Genomic DNA, 23,796 nt, shown 5'->3' on the forward strand with positions numbered 1-23,796 from the left:
ATGAAAATCAAATATCAGGACAGCGTCCTTTTCTCCCGGATTTTTGAAAGCAGCCCCGGGTATATTCTGGATTTCACGAACAAGACGTTCACCATTTTTTTTGATGAGGAACTGAACATAGACATTGATGACGTGGTGTATCTTGCCGACGATGAGTCGAATTCAAAGGCCAAACGTCTCTGGCGCCTTATATCAAAGTCTGACCGCGAAACGGTGCTGCGTGTGACCGACAGGCTCTGGAGCTATAAAATGCAAACCGCTCCGGCGGAAGCCGAACGTCTGAGTGCTGACTATCACCAGCTTATTGAAAGGCTTAATTCGGTTTCTGGTCCCGATCAGAGCGGCAGCAAACCCGTGCCTGCTTATACCGGTGTCAGTTATGCCGGACTCACGGAAGAAATGAACACTATTAAAGCCCTGCCTCCGCATCAAAGGGGGTACCGTTTTGAGACGTGGCTCAAACAGCTCTTTGCCGCTTTCAGGCTTGAGCCACGTGCAGGCTTCCGGAATACCGGCGAGCAAATTGATGGCAGCTTTAAAATGGAGGGGGAATACTACCTGCTGGAGGCCAAGTGGCACAAAGGTGCAACACCGGCACCCGACCTTCATGTCTTCGACGGTAAACTCAGGCAGAAGGCCAGCTGGACGCGGGGAGTATTCATCAGCTGGAACGGTTTTACTCCGGACTGTTTTGAGGCATTTGGCCGCGGAAGCAGTGTGGTTTGTGTCAGCGGTGCAGATATCTATCACAGCCTGGGCGATCGTATTCCTTTTCCTGTATTGCTGGACGCTAAAATCAGACAGGCCTCCGAATCAGGAAAACCATATGTTCCATACAATGAGTTGCCTGAATTTTCCAAGTAAATAAGCAGAGAACGTCAGAAGCCCAGTGCAGTCAGAGAATTAAAATCATTCATGCCAGAGGAATAACACTTCTCTTTGAAAAGTTCATTCTGACAGGATTGGATAAATAAAAGCGATTCATTAAGTCAAAAACAGCGAAAGAATTTTAAGTTAAACCACAGCTTACTTTTTAAAAGGAAATTATTTTGGATCAACACGATGAAGTTAATAAAAAAATTAAAAGAATAGTGATTTTTTTAGTCATTCTTGCTTTATTGTTATCTGTAATTTGGGGAGTATTTAAACTTTTCAAAGTGGTTTTCGATAACTGGTCATCCCTGTCAACGTTAATCACTACGCTGGCGACGACAGGGGGAGCCATTGCTACCTGGATGGCCGCTAAAAGGGCGGCCGAGAGTGCACAAATTGCACGTGAATCTATGGAAGCAACAATGCATCTGGGGAGTCAGACGCTTGAAGAAACCCAGGCCACAAACAGGCGAACAGCTTTTGAAAGCCGGTACAACATGCTCCTTGCACAGCATGACAATTACCATCGCCAGTTGTGTGATTACCTGGACGAAAAAAATGAAGGCGTTGAAGCGTTCTTCAGTAAACACATCTACGATACTAATTTAGATAAATGTTTTTCGTTCCTGACAGGGCACCAGATAATCAGTCGCTACATGAGAGTGCTTTATCATCTGCTGAAATATGTAAGAGAGAACGGTGACTTTAGTGGTCAGGATAACGTCAGTTTTCAGAAAAATTATACCTCACCGCTCAGGTCGACTATCCGGAACGACGTTCTGCTTTTAATAGCCGTAAATGCACTGAATGTCAGAGATGAAAGAGCGAAGAACTCTTCTTACCCTTACTATCAGTTGCTGCTGCACGATTTCGATTTTTTTGAGCATGCCATATTCATGTTCCCGCAGACACCGAATGATTTGTTCGTTCAGAATGACTGGCCGGGTAAAGTTCAGGACCTAGTAATAAATGACCAGTCGCAGTTCAGTGAAAACCTCACCCAAAGCGTTAAAGAAAAATCACGTAGCTTTGAGGTTCCGGAAGTCAGACTGTTTTCTCCGTTGATAATGGTTATGACTGTTTTTGAAAACCCAATGAAACATGATGCGCTTAAAGCACTGGACTCGCTTCCCATGAGTTTTTGCATGAAAGAATCGCTGCACTCCACAATCGATGACGTTTTAAATAAGCACACAGAAGCAGGTGAGTTATGGGATGAACTCCCGACGAGTAAATATACCTTAGAAAATAATAAAATTCCTCGGAAAATAACTGACGAAATGATTAATTCTTTAGAGAAGCATGCATTTTCTGACCTGTGTAATTATGATGTTTTTACATACGAACTTTATGTCTCAGGAGTATACCAAAAACATACTGGTAAGAATTTACGCTATTATTTCAGAAATTTCAGGCGTGGAGAAAACCTTATTCACATGGTAGATGAGTATGGTGGTAAAGATGGTTATATGTACCAGCTAATGAAAGTTAATGAAGAAAAGGTATTAAATCTTTATGATGAGATAGCTCATTACAATGTTAGAAAGACACGATAGATTGTCAGCATACAGTGAAGAGTCCCTGCTCATACGACAACCTCCATACGTGGATGGTTGTTTTTTGAACAGTGGTCTGTTAATATAAACAGTATCAGGGTCTCTCACACCCTGATACTGTAATAACTACTTAGTTCAAAAGCTTACGTAAACTCCTGCGAATGACTGCCGGCGCTGCGCAAACCACTGTGAAGCATGCGATTGCTGAAACAGTGGGTGCGTAGTCCGGTGAAACATGGAATACTTCCAAGGCTTGCGTAAGCATTGCCTTTACTCCATTCAAGTGCGGATCCGCATAGAGAGATACGACGACACCCAACACTATTTCAATCCAAGTGTCTTTGTTGCCGTTGTTGCCGTTATTCTCAGGCGGGCGGTGCGCGGGTTCGGTCTGAACTTGATTGTTGATAGTACAGTCGTTGTAGATATTTAGCGTAAGTAGGCCCATAGGTTTCTCCTGTATAATGGGTTGATAAAAAATGCACATCTTGTTTTCTAAACATGGTTTTCATTTGAAAATCCTTGTTGATTAATAAAAAAATCTCTTTGTATTCCAGATAGTATCTATTACATAGTTCACCTCAGTCTCTTGTTGTGTTCGCTTGCTATGGGCGCAGTTATCCGTGGGCGTTGCCCCCTGATAATGCTAAGATTTTATTTTGTTCAGAGCAAAAAAAAAGCCCTGACATTCGTCAGAGCCTGGCATGAACACACCAATCGGAATCTCTGACTTTGTTATTGTCTTTATTCTCAGAGGACCCGACTAATGTCCCGGAAGCAGATTTGCTTCCTTTTTTGAATATGACTCATCATACCGAAAAGCACAGTCTATGTCAAGATGCAAACTTTATTTTTTCGTTATTTTCGCGGATTTATCTTGCAATTAAAATATTACTGAAAAATGGCCGTGGATTAACGTTTATGGGAAGTATATACCGGCCAATAAAGTTTTTTGCTTTGTACCTGGCCGGTATCTTTCAAAAGTACTGATACCCTATTCTTTATTTTAACTTCCCCGAAATCACATCTGAAAGTTTTTTGCAGCCTTTCCTCCTTCGCTGGCCCTTTCCGTTTTCCGCCATAACCGGAAAAAGGCGTCAGGAGGACCGTTTTCCGCCCGGACCACAATATACGGTGTCCGATCACCCTCTCATCACCCTTATCCAGGCGAAAATGACGCTTTCGTCAGGCGCACCCGCCCTGCCCTCACTGCTGTTTTCTTCCGAAATATGGTATATATCCACAAACCGGAAAATGACGCCGATCCGCTCAGCGGATTTTTTGGGTGGTCTGCGATCGCCAGACAGGCGAAAATGGATCTGTCACGAACAGACGTCGCTGTGCGAAATCTGAGAAATCTGCAGGGGTAAATCCCGCCAGATTTCACACAGCGTTGTCACCGAAGAATGAGGGTTTATGTCGCTACCGTCCGTTAATGGTCCGATCGCGCTGCCGGCTGCACAGCCCGACTACGGCCGTGCGCTGGCGCTGCGGTCCATGGCCGCGGCCTACGCCGAGCTGCCCCGCTATCTGCTGGCGCCCGAAGTCACCGGCCTGCTGCACCACCTGCCTGACTGGTCGCAGCACGCGCTGGTTAACACTTTATGGTGTACCGGCAGCCGGCTCAATGAAGCGCTGGCGCTGCGCCGGCGTGATTTTCGCCTGAATGACACCATTCCGCACGTCATCATCCGCACGGCCAAGCAGCGCCGTGCCGGCAGCGGACGCCCCCGGCGGGGCACCAGCCCTAACCGCGTGGTGCCCCTTTCCGATCCGGCTTACGTGGACGAAATGAGAAGGTTGTTTGCGAGCGTCAGGGAGGAATTTGAAACGGATGGCGTAACGGGCGAACGTCGCGCGCTGCCGGTGTGGACCGTCTCCGATCGCACGGTGCGTAACTGGATAAACCGGGCCACAGATGCGGCCGCACGTTCCGGCGTGCGTTTCAGCATTGAGATTTCGCCGCACACGTTCCGGCACAGCTTCGCCATGCACATGCTCTACCACCACGTGCCGCCAAAGGTGCTGCAGTCCCTGCTCGGCCACGAGAAGTTTGAGTCAACGGAAGTTTACACGAAGGTGTTTGCCCTGGATGTGGCGGCCAGTCATCAGGTGCATTTCTCGATGGATACAGCTGATGCGCTGCAGCTGCTGCGCGCGAACATATAAAGGAAGATTCTGAACGTATGCGTAAAAGAAACGATTCCCCGCTGGGGGCTGACACCGCCGCCCTGCTGGGCAACGGGCTGAATTTCCTGAACCGGGCGCGTGAGGAGCTTGAAGCAGGACAGGTTATGTTCTCCATCGTCAGTTTCTGGACGGCGGTAGAAATTCTGTTGAAGGTTCCGCTGGTTCATGAGCACTGGACCCTCGTGTGTAGCGGGAAAAAGCCGGAGCGCCGCAAGTACCAGGAGGGGGATTTTCAGTCGGTCTCCTACGACGATGCCTGTGCCCGTCTTGACGACGTACTGGAAATGCCGCTGAGTAAGACCACTGTGGCCATCTTTGAAAAGGTGCGCCGCCACCGCAACCGCGTGGTGCATTTCTACCACAACGCGGCATCCGATGATGATCTCCGGCAGATTCAGACCGAACAGGCGGAAGCCTGGTTTGCGCTGAACCGTCTGTTGCGCGACGACTGGGCACCCATGTTTGGGAATTGGACGAGCTTCCGGCTTGCTATGAGTGAAACGGCAATGCTGCGGGGCAACTCGTTTTACGCTGACGCCAGATTCAGGCATCCGCCCGTACAGGATTCACTTAAGAAGTTCAGGGAGACCGGCATCACTCTCAGCCAGTGTGGGATCTGCCAGCAGCAGTCACTGGCGCATACAACTCCCGTAACAGGCATGCGCTTTATCCGGTACGACTGCATGGTCTGCCACGCGAAAGAACCCGTCGCTGAAATTTGTTGCCCGGACTGCGACGAATTACACCTGATGAAAGCAGACGACAGCGACTTCGTGTGCTCTAAATGCGGCCTCACAAAGGACCGTTATGACGTACTCCGTTCCCCTCCAGAAACCGGTTCGCGCTATGCCGGTCCGTCGGGATGCGTAGATTGCAGCAGCTGGGACTCGGTGTGTGAGTACGGGGATAAATTTTTGTGTACCTCCTGCCTTGAGGTGTATGACGAGCTTGAAACCTGCGGACGGTGCAATACCATCAGCTCGTGGGTGCCTGACAACAGCAAGGAGGAAGGATGCTCCTTCTGTGAAGGTTGGCGGTAAGTCGGGGCAAGATTTTAAAAAGACTACCTGGGCAAGCCCTGTTTTAACCTGATCAGAAAAGGAAGCTCTATGTCTACATGTGTGGGTGTCGAAATCGACGGGCTGAGCGTAGAAGAGTATCAGAACCACCACAGCATCTGGTTTTTTAAACCAGGTGACAGAGTCAGAGAGAATCTTGAAGGGCATGAAAACGGCAGGCTGCCAGATGATGCATTCATCGGCTTTCGTGCATCAGCTGCTTCCATTCGGCGGCGCATGATGCTGGCTGGTTACGATCTCCAGTCCTGCGAACGGCACTTCAATGAAAACCTGCGCAGTGTGATTGAAGCAACCGAGTGGGTTTTGCAAAATGACGACGACCGTCGTCATGCTGACTCTGAGGGGGAATCGGTCAAAGGTGATGCTTATCGCCTGTTTCTTGATGCGATCAGGAAGACTTCTCTTCAGCAATGGCTTACGGCTTTACCGGAAGCGATAACGCTGAATAAGACCGTTTGCCAGACTGGCGTTTTTTCCGGGTTGCCGGTATGGCGGGAACTCAGCGAAAATCCGCTGGTCAATGCGATGCTGAGTGATATCCCCCTCTATACAGAATACTCGCATACTGACCTCTTCAACTTTCCCTGTAGTGATAGTCATTTCTTTCAGCTGGCCTTACTGACGTGCTGTCACGATGATGCTGTCTGCGAACTCAACATTGCGCCTCTTATCCAGAGTGGCTATGAGGACGACTTCCGTGACCTGGATGAAAAACAGCGTCAGGAAACGTATCCGCACAGCTTCAGCCGGCAGTCCCTTGAGGAAATCGTCTTCCTGTCTGCATCTCAGGCGGATAACCCCTCCCTGCAGCGTATGTGTTATGCGAGCATCATCACCTCAATGGAAGCCTACCTGGGAGATATCCTTCGCAGGGAAATTTTCGCTCGACCGGCTGTTAAGGAAAGGTTTGTGGCCAGTTATAAGCCATTCAAAGAAAAAAAATTTAACCTCACAGAACTTTATACAAAGCTTTCAGGTATCGATGCGGAAATCAAAGAAGTCCTGGATGGTCTGTCACTGCACAAAATAGACATGGCCAGGAACATATTTGCCAGTACATTGCTCACTGAGTTTCCTTCCAGTCAGCTTCCCTTTATCCGTGCTGCCGTAAAACTGCGGCATCACATCGTCCACCGTAACGGAAGAGACGAAGACGGTACTCTTTTATCTTTTGACCGTGGGACGGTCAGTCGACTCGCTCAGGAAGTTCTGGCGTTCACCCGTGCGGTTGATGCGCAGATTCTGGACGGGTTAGTCATCGACGATGAGTTAACTGGCAACGACTTAAATCAGTAAATGCAGATTTGCGATAAATCGCAAATACGATTTTGTGGAAAAGTGTTTACACGACGCTGCGGTTTAAACCGCTGTGATGAAGAAGCCACCGGATCGATGCAAAGAAATAGTCCTTAGTCAGAGTGAATGAGATTATCGCAGCGTTCGCTTAAAAATGAATGCCACCGCCCATAAACGCTTGGTTTGACATAAAGCATCAGTTGATGTTTTACGATTAAGCGTAAATAAGATTATGCGGTAATACTGAAAAACGATTTTGCGACAGAGGCATTGCATGACAACACACCTCCCTGACGTTCCTGACAATAATGATGCGTCAGAGTTGATGGAAAATGGTCTCACTTTCCTTAACAAAGCCATCTCAGAGTTTGATAACGACCCGAAATAGTCACTGGTCAGCTTCTGGAGTGGTGTCGAAATCCTGATGAAGGTTCCACTGGTCAATCATGACTGGCGGCTGATTGTTGCCAGATCTAAAGGCCAGCCAGAAATCACAAGAGATGATTTCGTGTCCGGGAATTTTCGTTCCGTCAGCTTCGCCAAGACCTGCAAGCTCCTGGAGTCAGAACTGGGCATATCCATTGATGACAAAGCACTGGCTTTCTTTGAAACGGTACAGAAACATCGCAACCGTAAGTTTCATTATTACCTTGGCGCTGTAACTGATGCTGAACTCGACGCTCTACGCAACGAACAGGCGGATGCGTGGTTTGCGCTTTCCAGACTCATTACCAGGGAATGGCGTAAGGTATTTCATCAAGACCAGTGGACAGGCGTGCATAAAATCCATACATCCCTGCTCAACAGCAGTAAATATTACGCCGCTGCAAAATTCCGTTCTCTCAGCGAAGTGCTTGGAGCCTCACCACACGATTACCGTATCTGTAAGATCTGTTCCCAGGCGTCGTTCCTCGCTGTTAAAGACGATAACGCGCTGGTTTTTACAGAGGACTGCAAAGTCTGCGGTCACTTTGAGCGCTACATTCTTGTCTGCTGCCCTGAATGTCATCATGAAAGCAAACTTGAGGAAGGTGACGAGCCTTTCCTGTGCAAAAACTGCGATCATTCACAGGACCGGTTTTCCGCTCTCGATCAGGATGATTCTCTTCCTGAAGATTACCTCCACTCTGCGACGCCGGCGGGTTGCTGTGAATGCGAGGGGTACGACACGGTTTGCCACTATGAGAAAGGGTACCTGTGCACACAGTGTCTGACCTATTTTGACTCGCTTGGATGCTGCGAATACTGTTCTTACCCGAGTTCTTATGTGCCTGCTCACAGCAGTATGGTTGGCTGTGGTTTCTGCGATGGCCATCCGGAAACCTGGGACCTGCGGGATTAGCCACAAGTACGATTTTACAGTTATGCGAAAATGCGATTTTAATGAATTACGATTATGCGTTTTTGCGACTTTACATCTTTGCGATTTTACGGCATGATTTCTTTAAAATCGTATTTGCGATTTTAAGTTTAACTGTAACCCGAACGGAGTCAGATATGATTATTTCTGTCCTGAATCAGAAAGGTGGTGTGGGTAAAACGACCCTCAGCGTCAATATTGCCGGCCAGCTTGCTGCCGAAGGCGCCCGTGTGCTGCTGCTTGACGCCGACCCTCAGGGGAGTTCCCTTGACTGGGCGGCCGCAAGAGAAGAGGAATCACACTTTGCGGTGCTGGGCCTTCCCCGTGCCACGCTGCATAAAGATATCGGCAAGTTCACCGCTGATTACGACCACATCATCATCGACGGTCCTCCCCGGGTAACAGACCTGGCCCGTTCAGCAATCATGGCTGCAGATCTCGTTCTCATCCCCGTGCAGCCAAGTCCTTATGACGTCTGGGCTGCTGAAGAAGTGGTAAACCTCATTCGGGAAGCTAAAATCTATAAAGAAAAACTGAAATCTGTATTTGTGGTTAATCGTAAAATTACAAATACGGCGATTGGGCGGGATGTGGTTGATGCCCTCGCCACCTACGAGACTCAGGTGCTGAACAGCACCGTCTGCCAGCGTGTTGTCTTTGCTGAAGCTGCGGGGCAGGGGAAAGCCGTTCATGAGCTGGGCGAGTCAGCTGCTTCAGCTGAGATAAAGGCCGTTGTTAAAGAAATTCTGGAGATGGATGTATGACCGGTAAAAAAGTCAATTTCGCACGTCGTGCAGAAAGAGCGCCTGCCGCAGATGCATGGGTCGAAAGCAGGGAAGTGCCTGCCCAGGATGCTGAACAGGAAAAAATGAAGCGTCTCACAATCGATGTCACAGAGAGTCTTCACAAGGCGATAAAATCAGCCTGTGCAAACCGCGGAACGAAAATCGCCGATGAAGTCAGGGAACTGCTGCGCGAAAAATATCAGCCAGAATAACCACAGCCAGAGTAAAACCGTAAATACGATTTTCTGTAAATGTGTTTATGCGATTATAAGATTTTAAAGAAAGTCGTTTAAGATGTTGTGGCTGTTACGGTTGGCGGTATGCACAGTACTGACCTGGTGCGCAGGTTGACACAAAGGCCGGCAGCCGGCCTTTGTCATTATGTTAAGCCGCCTGAGCAGGCGTAGCTCCAGAAATCGCCGCTGCATACTGTTGAGAGGCAGCTTTGATCCCGTTGAAGTAGGCTTTGTAGTTGGCTCGGATATCACCGTTAAGTTTGTCGCACATTGAGTCACACTGTTTAACGACGTCAACAATGTTCAGAACCTGGAAGACAATGTCCACGACGGACATGACGACGGCAACCACAGTGATAAATTTACCTACGGCACTCATGGCCTCGAACGTCGTAACTTCAACTTCTTCAACCGGAATGCCGGCATCCCTGGCCGCCTGCTGAATGACATTATTAGCGACGTTGAGGTTGTATATCATCATTGCGATAGAGAAATTCTGTACCAGTGTCACGGCAAGAGGTTCAGAGGATGTGAATGCAGCCAGTGACTTCATGCACTCCTGGATGTCCGCATCTGTTTTGCTACTGAAGTTGAGCTTGTCGAGGGCATCGTAAACAGCGCTGATTTCCTGGCTGTTAAAAGCCTGTCTTGCTGATGCAGCATACTGCCTGAATGTGGCCGCATCCAGCTTACCGCTTTTCTTCTGCACTTCTGCCATAAACTGCATTAACAGCGAACGGCATTCCTGTGTATTAAAGCCTTTATAGGCTTTAGAGACGATGAGGGAGTTGTTCGCCTTGTATGCAGAAATATAGTCGCTGACGGCCGGAGTGATCTGGGATGCAATGTCAGTATCAACAGTCTGCAGTTTGGCGTTTAAGTCCCCCGATTTACTCGAAATGACCCCGCGGTCAATCAGTTCAGCAGCTTCTAAAGCAGCAAACGCCGCCATACCGAAACCGAATGTCCAGATTGAAGCCACAGCAGCTGCGTCAGCACTTATCTGCAAGGCGTCAGCTGCGATAGTGAGATCTCTTACCTGACATGCCAGCTCTACCAGTGAGTCAAACTCCTTATCGACTACCGAGTCAGAATTAAAATCACCAAGGCTGATAAAGAGGGATTGTTCTCTGATAAGAGGATCGATGTTGGCGTCAGACTCTGACTCCCATGTACCCATGAATGCTAAGTAGTTGAATAAATCCGTGCTGCCCATGCTCATAGTCTTTCCTGTATGAAGTTAGAGGATATTGAAATCGGCAGACACGAAAATTCAGCCGACAGTTTATTAAAAAGAGGGGTGTTTCATTAATTTATAAAAGCAATTTAAAATTAAAAGTTTAAATAAATTAAACTTTTAAAAATAACGCTTTAATTAAAATCTAACAAAAACAGTAAGTTGTTTTTTTAACAATATTTATTGGGATTTATTGCAAATGAATATTCACCTTTTGTTAAGCGTTGTCAATGGTGTCTTATAAATATTTCTTTTGTTTTGGCGCGCTCTCATCTGTGGTTTTCAGGTGCACAAAGAGAGGCATAAATAAATAAGAGGGGGCGAACTGATTTAACATTCTTCGGAATGTAATTTTAATCGACACAGATCGCGTTTATTTGACTTTAGCTGAGGGAATGTCGCTCCATCGCGTGGTCCAAGCCGGAGACAACATTTCCCGTTTCATCCGCCATTCCGTATCGATGCCCTGACCCGCAAACCACACCCGTCCCAGACCTGACTGGTTAATGCCGTCCAGCACCTTCATCAGCTGCGCGCTGTTTGCCCGCGGCCGGTTGTCGTCAAACAGATTAAGCTGACTGACGCCGTGAGGGGTAAAGTCATCGAGCATGACGCCGGCCTTCATGTACCGGTGGCCATCCTCCCAGATGCGGTCCAGCGCGCGCATGGCCACGCCGATGATATCGCGCGTATCCTGCGTGGGCAGGGTGAGTTTTTCACCGGCCGTATTGCCATAAAACGTCTCGCCGACGGCGTGCGGTGAGGTCCGGACAAACACGCTGATGTGCCTGCAGTACTGTCGTTCGCCCCGCAGCTTTTCAGCGGCGCGCGTGGCGTACTGGCAGAGTGCCTGCTGCATGGCCACTTTTGTGGTGATGCGGGATCCAAAACTGCGGCTGCAGACAATCTGCTGCTTTGCCGGCGGCATCTCCTCGAGCGGAATGCAGGCCTCGCCGTTCAGCTCGCGCACCGTTCTTTCCAGCACTACCGAAAAGTTCTTCCGGATGAAAGCGGGGTGCGTACGCGCCAGCTCGAGCGCGTTAGTGATGCCGAGCAGGTTCAGTTTCTTGCCGATACGCCTGCCAACCCCCCAGATTTCCTCGACGGGCTGGCGCATCAGCAGCGCCTCGGTCCGCTTCGGGTTTCCGGGCGTCAGCGCCAGCACGCCCTTAAACTGGGGCCACTCTTTCGAGGCCCACTGGGCTGATTTGGCCAGCGTTTTGGTCGGGCCGATGCCTGCGCCAATCGTCAGCCCGGTTCTGGCCAGAACGTGGGCACGCAGCCGGTGGCCGAAGTGCTCGAAGTCCTCACAGCTATCAATGCCTGTCAAATCGAGAAACATTTCATCAATGGAATACTGTTCGACTTTGGGCGTCATATCTTCCAGAGCAGACATGACGCGCTGGCTGAGGCTGTGATTTATGTGGAATGCAATTTAAACAAAAAAAATCAGTTACCATTCCTCTGAAGTTTATTTTCTGAACAGGAATTATTCAGCCTTGAACTACCTCAGTATGCTTACTGACAGGGGGGAAGGTTGAGGGTGGTAAGACATAGTCGGAAAATCGATTTCCCCGCCAGGATTTAATCTGCCACACTTACTCTGAAGCCCTCAATCGGGCAATGAGTCTTATCCCTTACCCACCCCAATGCAGGAAAAATGATGATAAAAAAATACAGGATCCCGGGACTGACCGCGGTGGCGTTTCTTCTTATCAGCACCCTCGCCGGTGCCGCAGAGGAACGCTGGACGTTTGACGGCGATATCCACAACAATTCCCTTGCTGTCAGTCCCGATGAGAAAACGGCGGTGGCGTCCTACAGTGAGCGCTCTGAGGTGGTGGTCTACGACCTGGCTGCCGGGAAAGTCAGAAAGGTGCTGAAGGGATACGTCACGCCCCGCAATGCGCTTTTCTCCCCCGACGGGAAGGCCGTATATCTTTCAGACAGCAGCCTCGGCGTGGTCAGAAAAATCAGCACCGGGACGCTTGATGTGGAGACCTCGCTGCCGCTGGGGCCCGGGGCATTCGGCACAGCTATCAGCCGTGACGGTCAGCGCCTGTATGTGAATAACGAGGCCGCCAGCACGCTCTCGGTGTATGACCTGACGCACAACCGGCCCGTTGCGGTCGTGACGGGTTTTGCCCAGCCCCGTCAGGGCATAAAAATCAGCCCGGACGGCAAAACCGTCTACGTCACTAACTTTAAGGGCGATAAAATTACCCTGGTTGACGCCGTAACGGGCGAGATTCGCGGCGAGATAACAGGCTTCAGCAAGCTGCGCGCCATTTCAGTCAGCGCCGACGGCCGCACACTGTACGCGGCTAACAGCGGCAGCAACACCATCGCCGTGGTTGACACGCAGAAGCTCGCCATTACGGCAACCATTCCCGTGGGGCAGGATCCTTACGGTGCCGCCCTGACGCCGGATAACCGCTATGTTTACAGCGGCAACCTGGGCGACAACAGCCTCTCCGTTATTGATACCGCCGCCGGTAAGGTGGTCTCCACCGTTACCGGACTGGATGCGCCCCGTCAGGCCATCGTTTTCAGCAAAGACGGTGCCCGCGCGTGGGTGCTGAATAAAGACCTCAGCATTGCGGTCGTTGACCTGAAACAGAACCGCGTCACGGCCACGATTAAAAGCCCGCCGCAGGCCTGATTCAGTCCTTCCCTCACTCCGGCGGTGTGACGGTCCTTCCCGGAGTGGGAGAGTCTAACCACTTTTACTGGTTTATTTTAACTGAATAACCTGTTTTAAAGATTTAACCCGACGTGCCTATACTCTTTCTGTCTACTCAGGAGATTACGGCATGAACGATAAAATATTTACCCTGCATAACGGAGCGCGCCCGCTGAGCGCGCTGAGCAGCCCGAAAGAGGCCATACGTCAGTTCACGCCTAACTGGTTCGCCGCGACCATGGGGACCGGTATCCTGTCTCTGTCTCTGGCGCAGTTCCCCTGGCCGGTTCCGGGATTACGCCTCGTCGCCGAGGGACTCTGGATGTTTAACATCTTCCTGTTCAGCGTCTTTGCCGTGATGTATCTGGCCCGCTGGGTGATGTACTTCGGTGAGGCAAAGCGCATCTTTGGCCATTCAACGGTGTCCATGTTCTTCGGCACCATCCCGATGGGCATGGCCACCATCATCAACGGGCTGCTGGCGTTTGGCCTCCCCCGGTGGGGGGCTGACGTCATTCCCGTAGCGCACGCCCTGTGGTGGCTGGACGTGGCGATGTCGCTGCTGTGTGGCGTGTGTATTCCCTACATGATGTTTACCCGGCAGCAGCACAGCATTGACCAGATGACCGCCGTCTGGTTACTGCCGGTCGTGGCCGCCGAGGTTGCGGCAGTCAGTGGCGGCCTGCTGGCACCGCACATTGCCGACCCCCACGCGCAGCTCGGCATCATTATTACCAGCTACGTGCTGTGGGCGTACTCGGTGCCGGTGGCGCTGAGCATCCTCGCCATCCTGCTGCTGCGTATGGCGCTGCACAAGCTACCACACGAAAGCATGGCGGCCTCAAGCTGGCTGGCACTGGGGCCGATTGGTACCGGCTCGCTGGGGATGCTGGTCATCGGCGGAGATGCGCCCGGGGTGTTTGCCGCGGCGGGCATGCCGGAAATCGGTCATATCGCGCAGGGCGTGGGGTTCGTTGCCGGCATTCTCTTCTGGGGCTGCGGCCTGTGGTGGATGCTGCTGGCCACGCTGATAACCGTGCGATACTTCCGTGAAGGCATTCCGTTCAATCTGGGATGGTGGGGCTTTACCTTCCCGCTGGGCGTGTACACGGTCGCCACGCTGAAGCTGTCCACCCTCGTTGACCTGGCGTTCTTTAAAGGCTTCGGTGCGCTTCTTGTCGTCATGCTGGCCGCCATGTGGCTGCTGGTCGCGGTGAAGACGGTGCGCGGGGCATGGAGCGGGAAACTGTTTGTTTCCCCCTGTCTGGCAGGCCTGGACCGGAAGCCGTGAGTGAAACCTGCACGTCGCTGCTGGACCCGTTTTTACGCGAGGAACGCCTCGCGGCAGTCACCGCGCCGCACGTGGCCGCGCTGAATCGCTGGGTCAGCGGGCTGCGTCAGCACGGCGTGGAGCTGCCGTGGTTTGATCCGGCCGACGGCGGGACCGGGGCCGGACTGCTCGTCCTGCTGCAGTCGCCGGCGCGCAGCAGCCCGTCACCCCGGTTTGTGTCGCGGGATAACCCGGGGCCGGCCCAGCAGAACCTGGGGCGGTTTCTGGCGGAAGCCGGTATTGCGCGCCGGGACAGCGTGCTGTGGAATACGGTGCCCTGGGTCAGCGACGGGCCGCAGAAACGGCCCTCAGCGGCGGACATCCGCAGCGGCTGCGCCTGGCTTGAGGACGTGCTGGCGTATCTGCCCGCGCTGCGCGTGGTGGTGCTGGCCGGTGCCGTAGCGGCTCAGGCCCGCGGGACGGTCAGTCATCAGTGCCCCGGCGTCACGGTGCTGAAGATGCCTCACCCCAGTCCGCTTTCACTTTGCACAAGCCCGGCGGTGCCGGAAAACATCCGCCGGGTGCTCCGCGAAGCACGCGCTGCGCTGGCGGGCTGAGGGTGCCAGCAGAATAATACTGACAGGCTTTCCGTCTGGCTCTATACTCAGAGTACAGGGTGATGGCGTTCCACCTTTCCCAACCGCTCCGTTCCGGAGCTGATGACGCCTGATGTGACTCTTGATTTTCAGGAGGTGCGTCAGGCCGTCCTTACTTTCCTCCCGGCCTGCGTACTTCCCTTTACGGGGAGAGACCCTTGATACACGTTTTTGGCCACATCAATCCTGACAGCGACGCCATCTGCACGGCGGTCGTCACCGCTCACTGGCTGACCGGGCGCGGCATGGACGCCCGCGCATGGCGTCTCGGCGAGGCTAACCGGGAAACCCGCTTTATCTTTGACACCGCCGGTCTTACGCTGCCGCCGCTGCTCGCTATTCCGCTGCAGGATGAACGGGTGTGGCTGGTCGATTTCACCGAGCCGGCGCAGGGGCCTGACGACCTGCTCCGGAGCAACGTCGTGGGCATCACTGACCACCACCGGCTGGGCGGGCTGATAACGCAACTGCCGCCGGAGGTGCATATCCGCCCGGTTGGCAGCAGCGCCACGCTGCTCTGGCTGCTGATGGACGCTGAAGCGCGCCGCACGCAGCCCCCGACGCTCGCCGTGCTTCTGCTGGGCGCACTCCTGAGTGACACCGTGAATCTTCGCTCGCCGACCACCACCGAAGACGATATCCGTTCGGCGACCGAACTGGGCGTGCTGTCCGGCGTAAACCGCAGAGCCTTCGCCCGTGACCTCCTCACCGCCAAAACGGACGTCAGCGGCCTCAGCGCCCAGCAGCTGCTGGGCAGGGACCTCAAGGCCTTCGTCATTGCCGGCACCGACGTGCGCATTGCCCAGATTGAGGTCAGCTCACCGACACAGGTTGCCCCCGTGATGGACGACCTGCTCGCTGCCCTGGCGTATCTGGCGGACCAGTCGGGTGCCGGGCTGACGGTGCTGATGTTGACCGACATTCGCGCCGGGTTTTCAACGCTTTACTTCGCCGGGCGGGAGAGCGTTAACGCGGCCTCCTGCTCCGTACCGGGCATGCTCAGCCGCAAAAAACAGCTTCTGCCGTGGCTTGAGTCCCGCCTTAACCAGAACGGGAGTTCATTATGACCTGCTACACCCACGCACTGATACTTGTGAACGACAAAGACGACGGCACCCTCCTGCTGAAACGGGCGGTCGCGCTGGCGCAGCCGCTCGGCATGAAAATCACCCTGGCCCACATCAGCGACGACTACCGGGAAATGAACTACGTGTCCGACAGCCTGATGGACGACGTCGTGTCGGAAGAGGTGCTGAAAGCCAAAGCGTTTATGAGCGAGCTGGCGGCCTCCGTGCCTGAGGCGGTAGACACGCGGGAGCTGGTGACCATGCGCCGCTTTGAGGACGTGGAGAAGTGCATCAATGAGCTGGGCGTGGACCTCGTGCTTGCCGGGCACCGCAACCGCTTTATGGGAATGCTGACGTCCCGCTCGGCGGAATACATCAACCACCTCACGGTGGATGTGCTTATTACTCACCTGAATGACTAAACCGGGAGAAACGCTATGCACTTTACACTGGATAACGTGACCGCCCGGGAAATTCTTGACTCTCGCGGCAACCCCACCGTTGAAGTTGAGGCCCGGACCCCGGACGGGATGATGGCACGCGCCTCGGTGCCTTCCGGGGCCAGCACCGGGTCGCGCGAGGCCGCAGAGCGCCGCGACGGTGACGCACAACGTTTTGGCGGCAAAGGCGTGCTGGATGCCGTCAGGGCGGTTAATACGGAAATCTGCGAAGCCGTGCGCGGCCTGGACGTGCGCGAGCAGCGGCAGCTGGACAACATCATGCTGATGCTGGACGGCACGGAGAACAAGAGTCGCCTGGGTGCCAATGCCATTCTGGGCGTATCGCTGGCGGTGGCCCGGCTGGCGGCACAGGCCTCGCACGAGCCGCTGTGGCGCTACCTGGGGGGCCTGCAGGCGAATCTGCTGCCCGTGCCGTGCATGAACATCATCAACGGCGGCGTGCACGCCCGCGGTCAGGGCGCGGACTTCCAGGAGTTCATGATAGCGCCACACGGGGCACCCACGCTGCGCGAGGCCGTGCGTCAGGGCAGCGAGGTCTACCAGGCGCTGCGCCAGATCCTGCTGGACAAAAAACTCTCAGCGGCAGTGGGCGACGAAGGCGGTTTTGCGCCCGCCGTGTCGTCGAACCGTGACCCGCTGGCGTTTATCGTACAGGCGATTGAGAAGGCGGGATACAGGCCCGGAGAGGACATCAGCATCTGCATGGACCCTGCCTCAAGTGAGTTTTTCGCTGACGGTCAGTATCATCTGCGCACCGAGGGCAGCGCGCTGAGCGCGGCGGAAATGACGGCATACTACGGCGAGCTGATGGACCAGTTTCCGGTCATCCTGCTGGAAGACGGCCTGGCCGAGGACGACTGGGCGGGCTGGAAGCATCTGCACCAGCAGCTTGCGGGCAGGGCCGAGCTGGTTGGTGACGACCTGTTTGTAACCAACGTGAAGTACATCCAGCGCGGCATTGACGAAAACCTCGCCAGCGCCGCGCTGATCAAGCTCAATCAGATAGGCTCGCTCAGCGAAACGCTGGACGCCGTGGCTCTCTGCCAGCGGCACGGCTGGGGTGCGTTCATGTCTCACCGCAGCGGGGAAACCACGGACACGTTCCTTGCCGATCTGACGGTGGCCCTGCGCGCGGGACACCTGAAAACCGGCGCGCCGTGCCGCGGCGAACGCGTGGAAAAGTACAACCAGCTGATGCGCATTGAGCAGGCGCTGGGTGAGGACGCGCACTACGCGGGGCTTCATGCGTTTGTGCGCCGCACGTAACACATCCGCCGGACGGTCCCCGTCCGGCAAAGAAGGAATGCCTGTGGCCCCTGCAACGCTGATCCTCCTGCGGCACGGCGAAAGCCAGTGGAACCGGGAAAACCGTTTTACCGGCTGGACGGACGTGCCGCTGACGGTCAGGGGGCGGCAGGAGGCCGACCGGGCCGGTGACGCGCTGCGGGCAGCGGGCCTTATGCCCGACCGTGTCTTCACCTCGGTGATGACACGCTGCGTTCACACGGTCTGGCGGGTGCTGGACCGTCTTGACCGAAGCTGGACGCCCGTGGAAAAGAGCTGGCGACTGAACGAGCGCCACTACGGTGCGCTGCAGGGGCTGAACAAGGACGACGCTGCCCGGATGATGGGGGAAGAGACCGTCCGGCTATGGCGCAAAAGCTTCAGCGGCATTCCGCCCGCAGACGCGGAGGCTCCGGCGCAGCTGCGTCGGGATCTGCGCTACCGCCGCGTTGCGCTGGCCGACCTGCCTGCAACGGAAAGCCTGGAAATGACGCTGCGTCGCGTCATGCCATACTGGCACCACGTTGTGGTGCCACAGCTGCGCTGCGGAAGTACCGTTCTGATTGTGGCGCACGGCAACACGCTGCGCGCCCTGACCGCCTTTCTGAACGGCATGCCCCACGACAGCGTGGCACAGCTGCACATCCCGACCGGCGTGCCGGTTGTATATGAAATGGATACGGCCGCACAGGTCGTGTGCCGTTATGTTCTGAATATTAAAAAAAAGGAGTGAACGTGAATCAGCTTTTTGCCGTCATCACCGGCGGTGCTTTAGGGTGTGTTATCCGCTGGCAACTGGGCGCGCGCCTGAACGCGCTTTTTCCGGACCTGCCGCCGGGGACGCTGCTGGTCAACCTGCTGGGTGGATTTATCATCGGGGCGGCGCTGGCGTATTTTCTGCGCCATCCCGGCCTCGATCCGGCCTGGCGGCTGCTCATTACCACCGGGCTGTGTGGCGGAATGACGACCTTCTCCACATTCTCAGCTGAGGTTTTTGCCCTGCTGCAGTCAGGCAGCTATGCCTGGGCAGCCGCCTCGGTGCTGATACACGTGCTGGGTTCGCTGGCCATGACGGCGGCCGGATTTTATATCATGACGCTGTGTGGTTAACCCGGACCGTACGGCCTCTATCCAGGGGAGACCTCAGTGCAGCGACCGCTGCACTGAGGTCAGACAGTTCAGTATATTGTTCAGAAGCGCTCTCTGCGGGCCTGATCCGACAGGGTTTACGCCTGTAAGGCTTCCCCTAAATCCGGGACACTGTCGTGACAGAGTTTCAGGTCTGCCTGTTCTGGTAAAGGTCCCAGCGATTGCCATAGATGTCCTCAAACACGACAACCATTCCGTATTCTTCCTCGCGCGGCTCCTGACAGAAGTGGACGCCTTTTGCCTTCATAGCATTGTAGTCGCGCCAGAAGTCATCGGTCTGCAGGAACAGAAAAACCCGTCCGCCGCACTGGTTGCCGATAAAGCCTTCCTGCCGGTCGTTCGACGCGCGGGCAAGAAGAATAGCACAGTCGCTGTCAGGGTCCGGCGTCACCACGACCCAGCGCTTACCCGGCTGCGGCGTGTCCTCAATCAGGGTAAAGCCCAGCTTATCGGTGTAATACTCAATTGCACGATCGTAGTCATCGACCACGACAGCCACATACCCCATACACCGCTTCTGTTTTCTCATCTGCTGTTCCATCAGTTACGTCATAACGCCCGCTATAATCAGATTCATATCAAATACGACGTTCGGTCGTCTGTACTGACTCTGAACTGACACCCTCAGACCGGACATTGAAAGCATTTGAGCACTCAGGATTTTGGGCCCAATTTTGTAAGAGCCTGCTCAACCTTTTCAGCATCCTGCTCCAGTACGGCTTTCTCATCGGGAGTGAGCGGGACCTCTTCGAGGTAACGCCGGATGGATGCTTTACTCTCCAGAATAAGCCCGCGCGCGCTGTCCTTCAGCAGGTTAAAATCGCAGCCGATGCAGGCCATCCGGTGCGGGCAGCTGCTCCAGAACGGATTTGTGCAGTATGAATCACCTAAATCATAATACGTTGCAGGTCCGGTCAGGCTGGCGGCGTCAGGGTCGCGATCAATCAGTACGCTGATCATGTGCGCGACTCTGTCTGCTTTTACAAACGAGGCGGCCAGCTGTGTCGGGCGGATACGGAGATAATGCATGGTGGACTGGGGCGTTGAGTGACCAGCCCACTGCATCAGTTCATACAGTGACATGCCCTGCGGTACGCTGGCCAGTGCGGTCACGGCTGAGGCGCGTCCCCGATGGCTGGTTATCACTCCGCCGCTGTCTTCAGAAGGAACGCCCGCTCTTGCGCAGAGCATCGGTATCACCGTGCGGTTGAGGATAGCGCTGCCGGCAGGCTTCCCCCGGTACTGAAACAGCAGCCGGACCTTCTCACCGGTCCGCTCATCAGCCAGCATGGCCTGTTCTGCCGGGCGTTCGGCCAGCCAGATGTCGACATATTTTTTTACCACTGTCGCCACGGGTTTAACAAAGGCTTTTGATGTTTTTCCGGCGGGGACATGCAGGTAACAAAGGGTTCCGGCCGGGATGACGCTGCCGTCATCTTTCGTTATTTCATCTGCCTGCGGCGCGATGCAACCGGTAGTCAGGCGGAGCAGCTCATTTTTCCTCAGCCCCGCATGGGTCCAGATGACGGCCATCGCCTGCAGCATGGCCAGCGGATAATGTATTTCAGTAAGCAGGTCTTCCTGACGCAGATTGAGGCTGGCCCAGATGAGCTTGAGCCAGACCGGATCGTCGATAACACGGGGATTGACGTCGCGCCGAAACAGGGTGGTATCCGGTGTGGAAAGATGACGGGCAGGGCTGAAGCGCAGGCGACCCCAGCCCCAGTTTTCGTAGTCGACCATAAAACGGCGCAGTGAGTAGATAAAATGCGCCCTTGAATGCGGCATCATAGGCTCACCGGATCGCACCGATTTTCGGGTGCCCCTTTCCGTGCCCAACTGTAGCTCATCCACGTTCATCCGGCCGACCGCAGCGATAAAGCTGGCGCAGATTTCCATGCTCCAGTCTGACGGTTCACGCACCTCCGGATGCGCCTTTGCCAGCCAGAGGCCGCAGCGCAGTATAAAACTGTACTGGCCTTCACGGGTGCGAGGCCTCAGCACAGACGTTTCCCGCCAGCGCCGGCACCACCTGACCCAGGCCGGATCGATCCCGTCTACGGGTTTTTCATACCATCGGGTATAATTACGCATCCTCATCGGGGCGCTGAAGATGCCCAGCGCAGCAAGGCCGTGTGAAATCCGGCCAATGTACCGGGATGTCCCGCTATCTGTGTTGTTCTGGGCTTCCCACAGCAGTTCAGGCGTAAAGGTTTCAAGACGGGGATCTCTGTTCATGACCATCAGCGTGGCCAGTATGCCCGACAGATGCGTGACCTGACTACCCGCAGCATAGCCCAGCGATTTCAGGGTTTCAGTCAGGCGGTGAAGCTCCCGGAAGTAAATAGCCTGACCAAAAATGGCACAGGTATACAGGGCAGGTTTTCTGATGTCTGGCAGGCTGAGGGGATCATACCGTCCGGCGAAATGCCATGCAAAGGCGGCCATCAGCGGCCGTCCTTTTCCGTCCGTCCGGCTGAATGTCTGCCAGCGTTCCTGCGGCCATCGCCAGTACGGTATACCCGAAAGGTGCATCTCACGCAGGAGGTCCAGTATTATCAGGTCAGCAACCTCGCGGCTGCATCCGCTTTCTGCTGCGATGTCTTTCAGCGGCCTGATAAACTCAGGAGCAGGTTTCATCCGCAGCAGCCTGCCCCGGCTGTGAGAGGTGGCCAGTGCGGCCTTTTCAGGCTCAGTCAGTAAAGCATCAAGCCTGTAAGCGGAGAGGTCGAAGGGAAGCCACACATTCTCAGGCTGTTCAGACGCTGCCATATTATTCCTCCGTGCCGAAAATGAGGTTCGCCATCCTGATATCTGCCGTTTCAATTGCTCCTGCCATCCGGGCGGCAAGATCCCTGCCGGAAAGGTGAATATAAATCTGAGTGGTGCGCGGATCACGGTGACCTGCGTAGGTGGCAAGTTCGTGCAGTTTCCAGCCCGCACGGGCCAGATGCGTCAACCGCAGGTGGCGGAAAGTATGGGTTGAAATGTCGGGCAGCCCTGACTCAAGCGCCCATTTCCGTACCGTTTTGCTCCAGCTCCAGTAAGAGAGCGGTGCCCCCTGATTACGATCGGACTCAGAGCGGAACAGGGCTCCTTTTACCATCCCCGACAGCTTCATCTGTAAAAGATGAGCCGCCAGCACCGGCGTCAGGGCGGGACTGTAACAGACGATCCGTTCATGACGGTTCTTGGTGGTTTCAGCCCGGACGCGGATGAGGCGGTGGGCAAAGTCAAGGTCATCAGTACTCAGCGCGGTGACTTCCGATCGTCGCAGCGCACCGCAGTAGGTTAACGCCAGCATCAGCCGGTCACGAAGCGGAGAATCCGCGGCATGAGCCTGAAAAAGCTGCCACTGTGCATCGTCAGGAATACGCGGCAGCTTTACGATACGGGGAACCAGCCCCCGTGCGGAACACAGCATGCCCGGCGTGCCGGAACGGGGCAGCGGATTTACCTTACACAGGTCAAGATACATCAGGAAGTCGTACCAGAGACGGACAGCCGACAGGCGCAGCTGGAGCGTGGCGCTTGCGGCCGGGAAAGGCATACCGGGTAACTGAGGACGGATGTAGGCAGCCATGTCATCAAACCTGACCTTTTCAGGTTCAATCCTGTTCCGGCTGCAGAACGCAAAATAATGACAGAGGGCTGCGCGGTAGGCGGTCAGGGTGGCGGGTGCCCGCCCCAGGTCGGACAGCAGCTTCAGCCAGCGTTCCGCCAGTAAAATGGCACTGTTGTTTAGTGGAGTCGTCATTGCGTTTACCTCTGAGGTCAGCGTTGCTGTTCAAAGTCTATACGATCAATGTTGCATTCCACTTAACTTACTACAGCGCATAATTTGAGCTGAACACATGGACTTTTTCCGGATAATCCTGCGTTTTAATCTGGAACCAGGGAACACCCATTTTGATGCCGAGGGCTTTGGCTGCTTTGCTTCTTGCGATTACGCAGCCATCGTTGTTCGAAAGAACGACGACCGGTTTCCCCCGCAAATCGGGCCTGAACAAGGCTTCACAGGACGCATAGAAGCTGTTGACGTCAGCCAGACCAAACATCGGCATGGTTACCTCCGGCGCGCCTCGGTATTGTGGAAAAACCAGGTGACCACGCCCAGCAGATGCAACTCCTCTGGGTAGATAACCGGATAGGCCGGGTTCATTGGCCGCAGCGCAATCTGTGGATGCAGCTGAAGGCGCTTGACCGTGAACTCCCCACCGACCTCCGCGATGACGATGTCACCGTGCGTGGCTTCCTTTGCGCGGTCGACGACCATCACGTCCCCGTCATAAAGGCCCAGATCTTCCATGCTGCTGCCGCTTGCACGTACAAAAAACGTTGCGGCGCGGTGGGTGATGCAGAGCTCATTCAGGTCCAGCTCTGCTTCGACATAATCGGTGGCAGGGGAGGGGAAACCGGCGGCGCAGCGCTCAACAAAGAGCGGGATGCGCATCACGGGACGGATGTCGGCAGGCCTGAATACCGTCAGTCCGCCCCGGGAGGATGTTGCTTTCATGGCGCCGTTCTCCGGACTGAATAGCCCGAAGCTGGTGCGGCAGTGAATGATTCTGACATGATAAATCCCCCAAATAATGCTGTATATAAAAACAGTAT

At 54.4% G+C, this 23,796-nt stretch carries 22 protein-coding genes, 2 pseudogenes and 1 riboswitch; of the genes and pseudogenes, 16 read left to right on the forward strand and 8 right to left on the reverse strand.

What is annotated here, in order from left to right:
• On the forward strand, positions 1-864 hold the full coding sequence (locus tag P9J57_RS21850) for a restriction endonuclease (protein WP_483279579.1): 864 nt from the start codon (positions 1-3) through the stop codon (positions 862-864).
• Between the two features lie 185 nt (positions 865-1,049).
• Entirely contained in the window at positions 1,050-2,429 is a 1,380-nt protein-coding gene (locus P9J57_RS21855; RefSeq protein WP_483279580.1) for a hypothetical protein, read from the forward strand.
• A 130-nt stretch (positions 2,430-2,559) separates the two neighbouring features.
• On the opposite strand, the gene P9J57_RS21860 is transcribed toward P9J57_RS21855, so the two are convergent.
• Positions 2,560-2,877, reverse strand: coding sequence for a hypothetical protein (locus tag P9J57_RS21860; RefSeq protein ID WP_483279581.1), 318 nt, complete (start codon positions 2,875-2,877; stop codon positions 2,560-2,562).
• Positions 2,878-3,845: 968 nt separating this feature from the next.
• Between P9J57_RS21860 and P9J57_RS21865 the strand changes: the two genes are divergently transcribed.
• From P9J57_RS21865 to P9J57_RS21890, 6 genes are all read left to right on the forward strand, one after another.
• Positions 3,846-4,598, forward strand: coding sequence for a tyrosine-type recombinase/integrase (locus P9J57_RS21865; RefSeq protein ID WP_483279582.1), 753 nt, complete (start codon positions 3,846-3,848; stop codon positions 4,596-4,598).
• 17 nt (positions 4,599-4,615) lie between these two features.
• Positions 4,616-5,659 (forward strand): hsdR, encoded by a 1,044-nt coding sequence (locus P9J57_RS21870; RefSeq protein WP_483279583.1) that lies wholly within the window; start codon positions 4,616-4,618, stop codon positions 5,657-5,659.
• 81 nt (positions 5,660-5,740) lie between these two features.
• Positions 5,741-6,994, forward strand: coding sequence for a HEPN/Toprim-associated domain-containing protein (locus P9J57_RS21875; RefSeq protein ID WP_483279584.1), 1,254 nt, complete (start codon positions 5,741-5,743; stop codon positions 6,992-6,994).
• Positions 6,995-7,418: 424 nt separating this feature from the next.
• Complete coding sequence (locus tag P9J57_RS21880; protein ID WP_483279585.1) at positions 7,419-8,336, forward strand: hypothetical protein; 918 nt, start codon at positions 7,419-7,421, stop codon at positions 8,334-8,336.
• A gap of 155 nt (positions 8,337-8,491) precedes the next feature.
• The gene (gene parA / locus P9J57_RS21885) at positions 8,492-9,118 is read left to right on the forward strand and encodes a ParA family partition ATPase (protein ID WP_483279594.1); all 627 of its coding nucleotides are present in this window, start codon (positions 8,492-8,494) and stop codon (positions 9,116-9,118) included.
• Positions 9,115-9,351, forward strand: a complete 237-nt coding sequence (locus tag P9J57_RS21890) for a plasmid partition protein ParG (RefSeq protein ID WP_029571223.1) — start codon at positions 9,115-9,117, stop codon at positions 9,349-9,351. Before parA ends, P9J57_RS21890 begins: the two co-directional genes overlap by 4 nt.
• Before the next feature lie 172 nt (positions 9,352-9,523).
• On the opposite strand, the gene P9J57_RS21895 is transcribed toward P9J57_RS21890, so the two are convergent.
• Complete coding sequence (locus tag P9J57_RS21895) at positions 9,524-10,597, reverse strand: hypothetical protein (RefSeq protein ID WP_164483446.1); 1,074 nt, start codon at positions 10,595-10,597, stop codon at positions 9,524-9,526.
• A 388-nt stretch (positions 10,598-10,985) separates the two neighbouring features.
• A pseudogene (umuC, locus tag P9J57_RS21900) lies at positions 10,986-12,041 on the reverse strand (translesion error-prone DNA polymerase V subunit UmuC); the annotation flags it as partial.
• 234 nt (positions 12,042-12,275) lie between these two features.
• On the opposite strand from umuC, the gene P9J57_RS21905 reads away from it, so the two are divergent.
• From P9J57_RS21905 to crcB, 8 genes are all read left to right on the forward strand, one after another.
• Positions 12,276-13,274, forward strand: a complete 999-nt coding sequence (locus P9J57_RS21905; protein ID WP_014606787.1) for a YncE family protein — start codon at positions 12,276-12,278, stop codon at positions 13,272-13,274.
• A gap of 151 nt (positions 13,275-13,425) precedes the next feature.
• Complete coding sequence (locus P9J57_RS21910; protein ID WP_014606788.1) at positions 13,426-14,586, forward strand: TDT family transporter; 1,161 nt, start codon at positions 13,426-13,428, stop codon at positions 14,584-14,586.
• Entirely contained in the window at positions 14,583-15,182 is a 600-nt protein-coding gene (locus P9J57_RS21915) for a uracil-DNA glycosylase family protein (protein ID WP_014606789.1), read from the forward strand. The genes P9J57_RS21910 and P9J57_RS21915 overlap by 4 nt, the downstream gene beginning before the upstream one ends.
• A 49-nt stretch (positions 15,183-15,231) precedes the next feature.
• Positions 15,232-15,301, forward strand: a riboswitch (Fluoride riboswitch).
• Positions 15,302-15,379: 78 nt separating this feature from the next.
• Positions 15,380-16,288 carry a DHHA2 domain-containing protein gene (locus P9J57_RS21920; protein ID WP_028722240.1) on the forward strand — a complete coding sequence of 303 codons (909 nt, stop codon included), beginning with the start codon at positions 15,380-15,382 and terminating at the stop codon, positions 16,286-16,288.
• On the forward strand, positions 16,285-16,710 hold the full coding sequence (locus P9J57_RS21925; protein WP_014606791.1) for a universal stress protein: 426 nt from the start codon (positions 16,285-16,287) through the stop codon (positions 16,708-16,710). The genes P9J57_RS21920 and P9J57_RS21925 overlap by 4 nt, the downstream gene beginning before the upstream one ends.
• Positions 16,711-16,725: 15 nt before the next feature.
• A complete protein-coding gene (gene eno, locus P9J57_RS21930; protein WP_014606792.1) occupies positions 16,726-18,015 on the forward strand; it encodes a phosphopyruvate hydratase in 1,290 nt (429 codons plus the stop codon).
• Between the two features lie 43 nt (positions 18,016-18,058).
• Positions 18,059-18,766: a 2,3-bisphosphoglycerate-dependent phosphoglycerate mutase gene (locus P9J57_RS21935; protein WP_028722238.1), complete on the forward strand. Its 708-nt coding sequence runs from the start codon at positions 18,059-18,061 to the stop codon at positions 18,764-18,766.
• Between the two features lie 2 nt (positions 18,767-18,768).
• Entirely contained in the window at positions 18,769-19,143 is a 375-nt protein-coding gene (crcB, locus tag P9J57_RS21940) for a fluoride efflux transporter CrcB (protein ID WP_010260804.1), read from the forward strand.
• Between the two features lie 166 nt (positions 19,144-19,309).
• Here crcB and P9J57_RS21945 read toward each other — a convergent pair whose 3' ends face one another.
• The 5 genes and pseudogenes from P9J57_RS21945 to umuD all read right to left on the reverse strand — a co-directional run bounded on the left by P9J57_RS21945 (position 19,310) and on the right by umuD (position 23,698).
• On the reverse strand, positions 19,310-19,711 hold the full coding sequence (locus P9J57_RS21945; RefSeq protein WP_014606795.1) for a VOC family protein: 402 nt from the start codon (positions 19,709-19,711) through the stop codon (positions 19,310-19,312).
• Positions 19,712-19,836: 125 nt separating this feature from the next.
• Positions 19,837-21,954: a tyrosine-type recombinase/integrase gene (locus P9J57_RS21950; RefSeq protein ID WP_014606796.1), complete on the reverse strand. Its 2,118-nt coding sequence runs from the start codon at positions 21,952-21,954 to the stop codon at positions 19,837-19,839.
• 1 nt (position 21,955) lies between these two features.
• The gene (locus P9J57_RS21955; RefSeq protein WP_014594566.1) at positions 21,956-22,939 is read right to left on the reverse strand and encodes a tyrosine-type recombinase/integrase; all 984 of its coding nucleotides are present in this window, start codon (positions 22,937-22,939) and stop codon (positions 21,956-21,958) included.
• 73 nt (positions 22,940-23,012) lie between these two features.
• Positions 23,013-23,240 (reverse strand): annotated as a pseudogene (locus P9J57_RS21960) (Y-family DNA polymerase); the annotation flags it as partial.
• Between the two features lie 8 nt (positions 23,241-23,248).
• On the reverse strand, positions 23,249-23,698 hold the full coding sequence (gene umuD / locus P9J57_RS21965) for a translesion error-prone DNA polymerase V autoproteolytic subunit (RefSeq protein WP_483279595.1): 450 nt from the start codon (positions 23,696-23,698) through the stop codon (positions 23,249-23,251).
• Between the last annotated feature and the right edge of the window lie 98 nt (positions 23,699-23,796).

Source organism: Pantoea sp. nfd-35 (genome assembly GCF_056892255.1).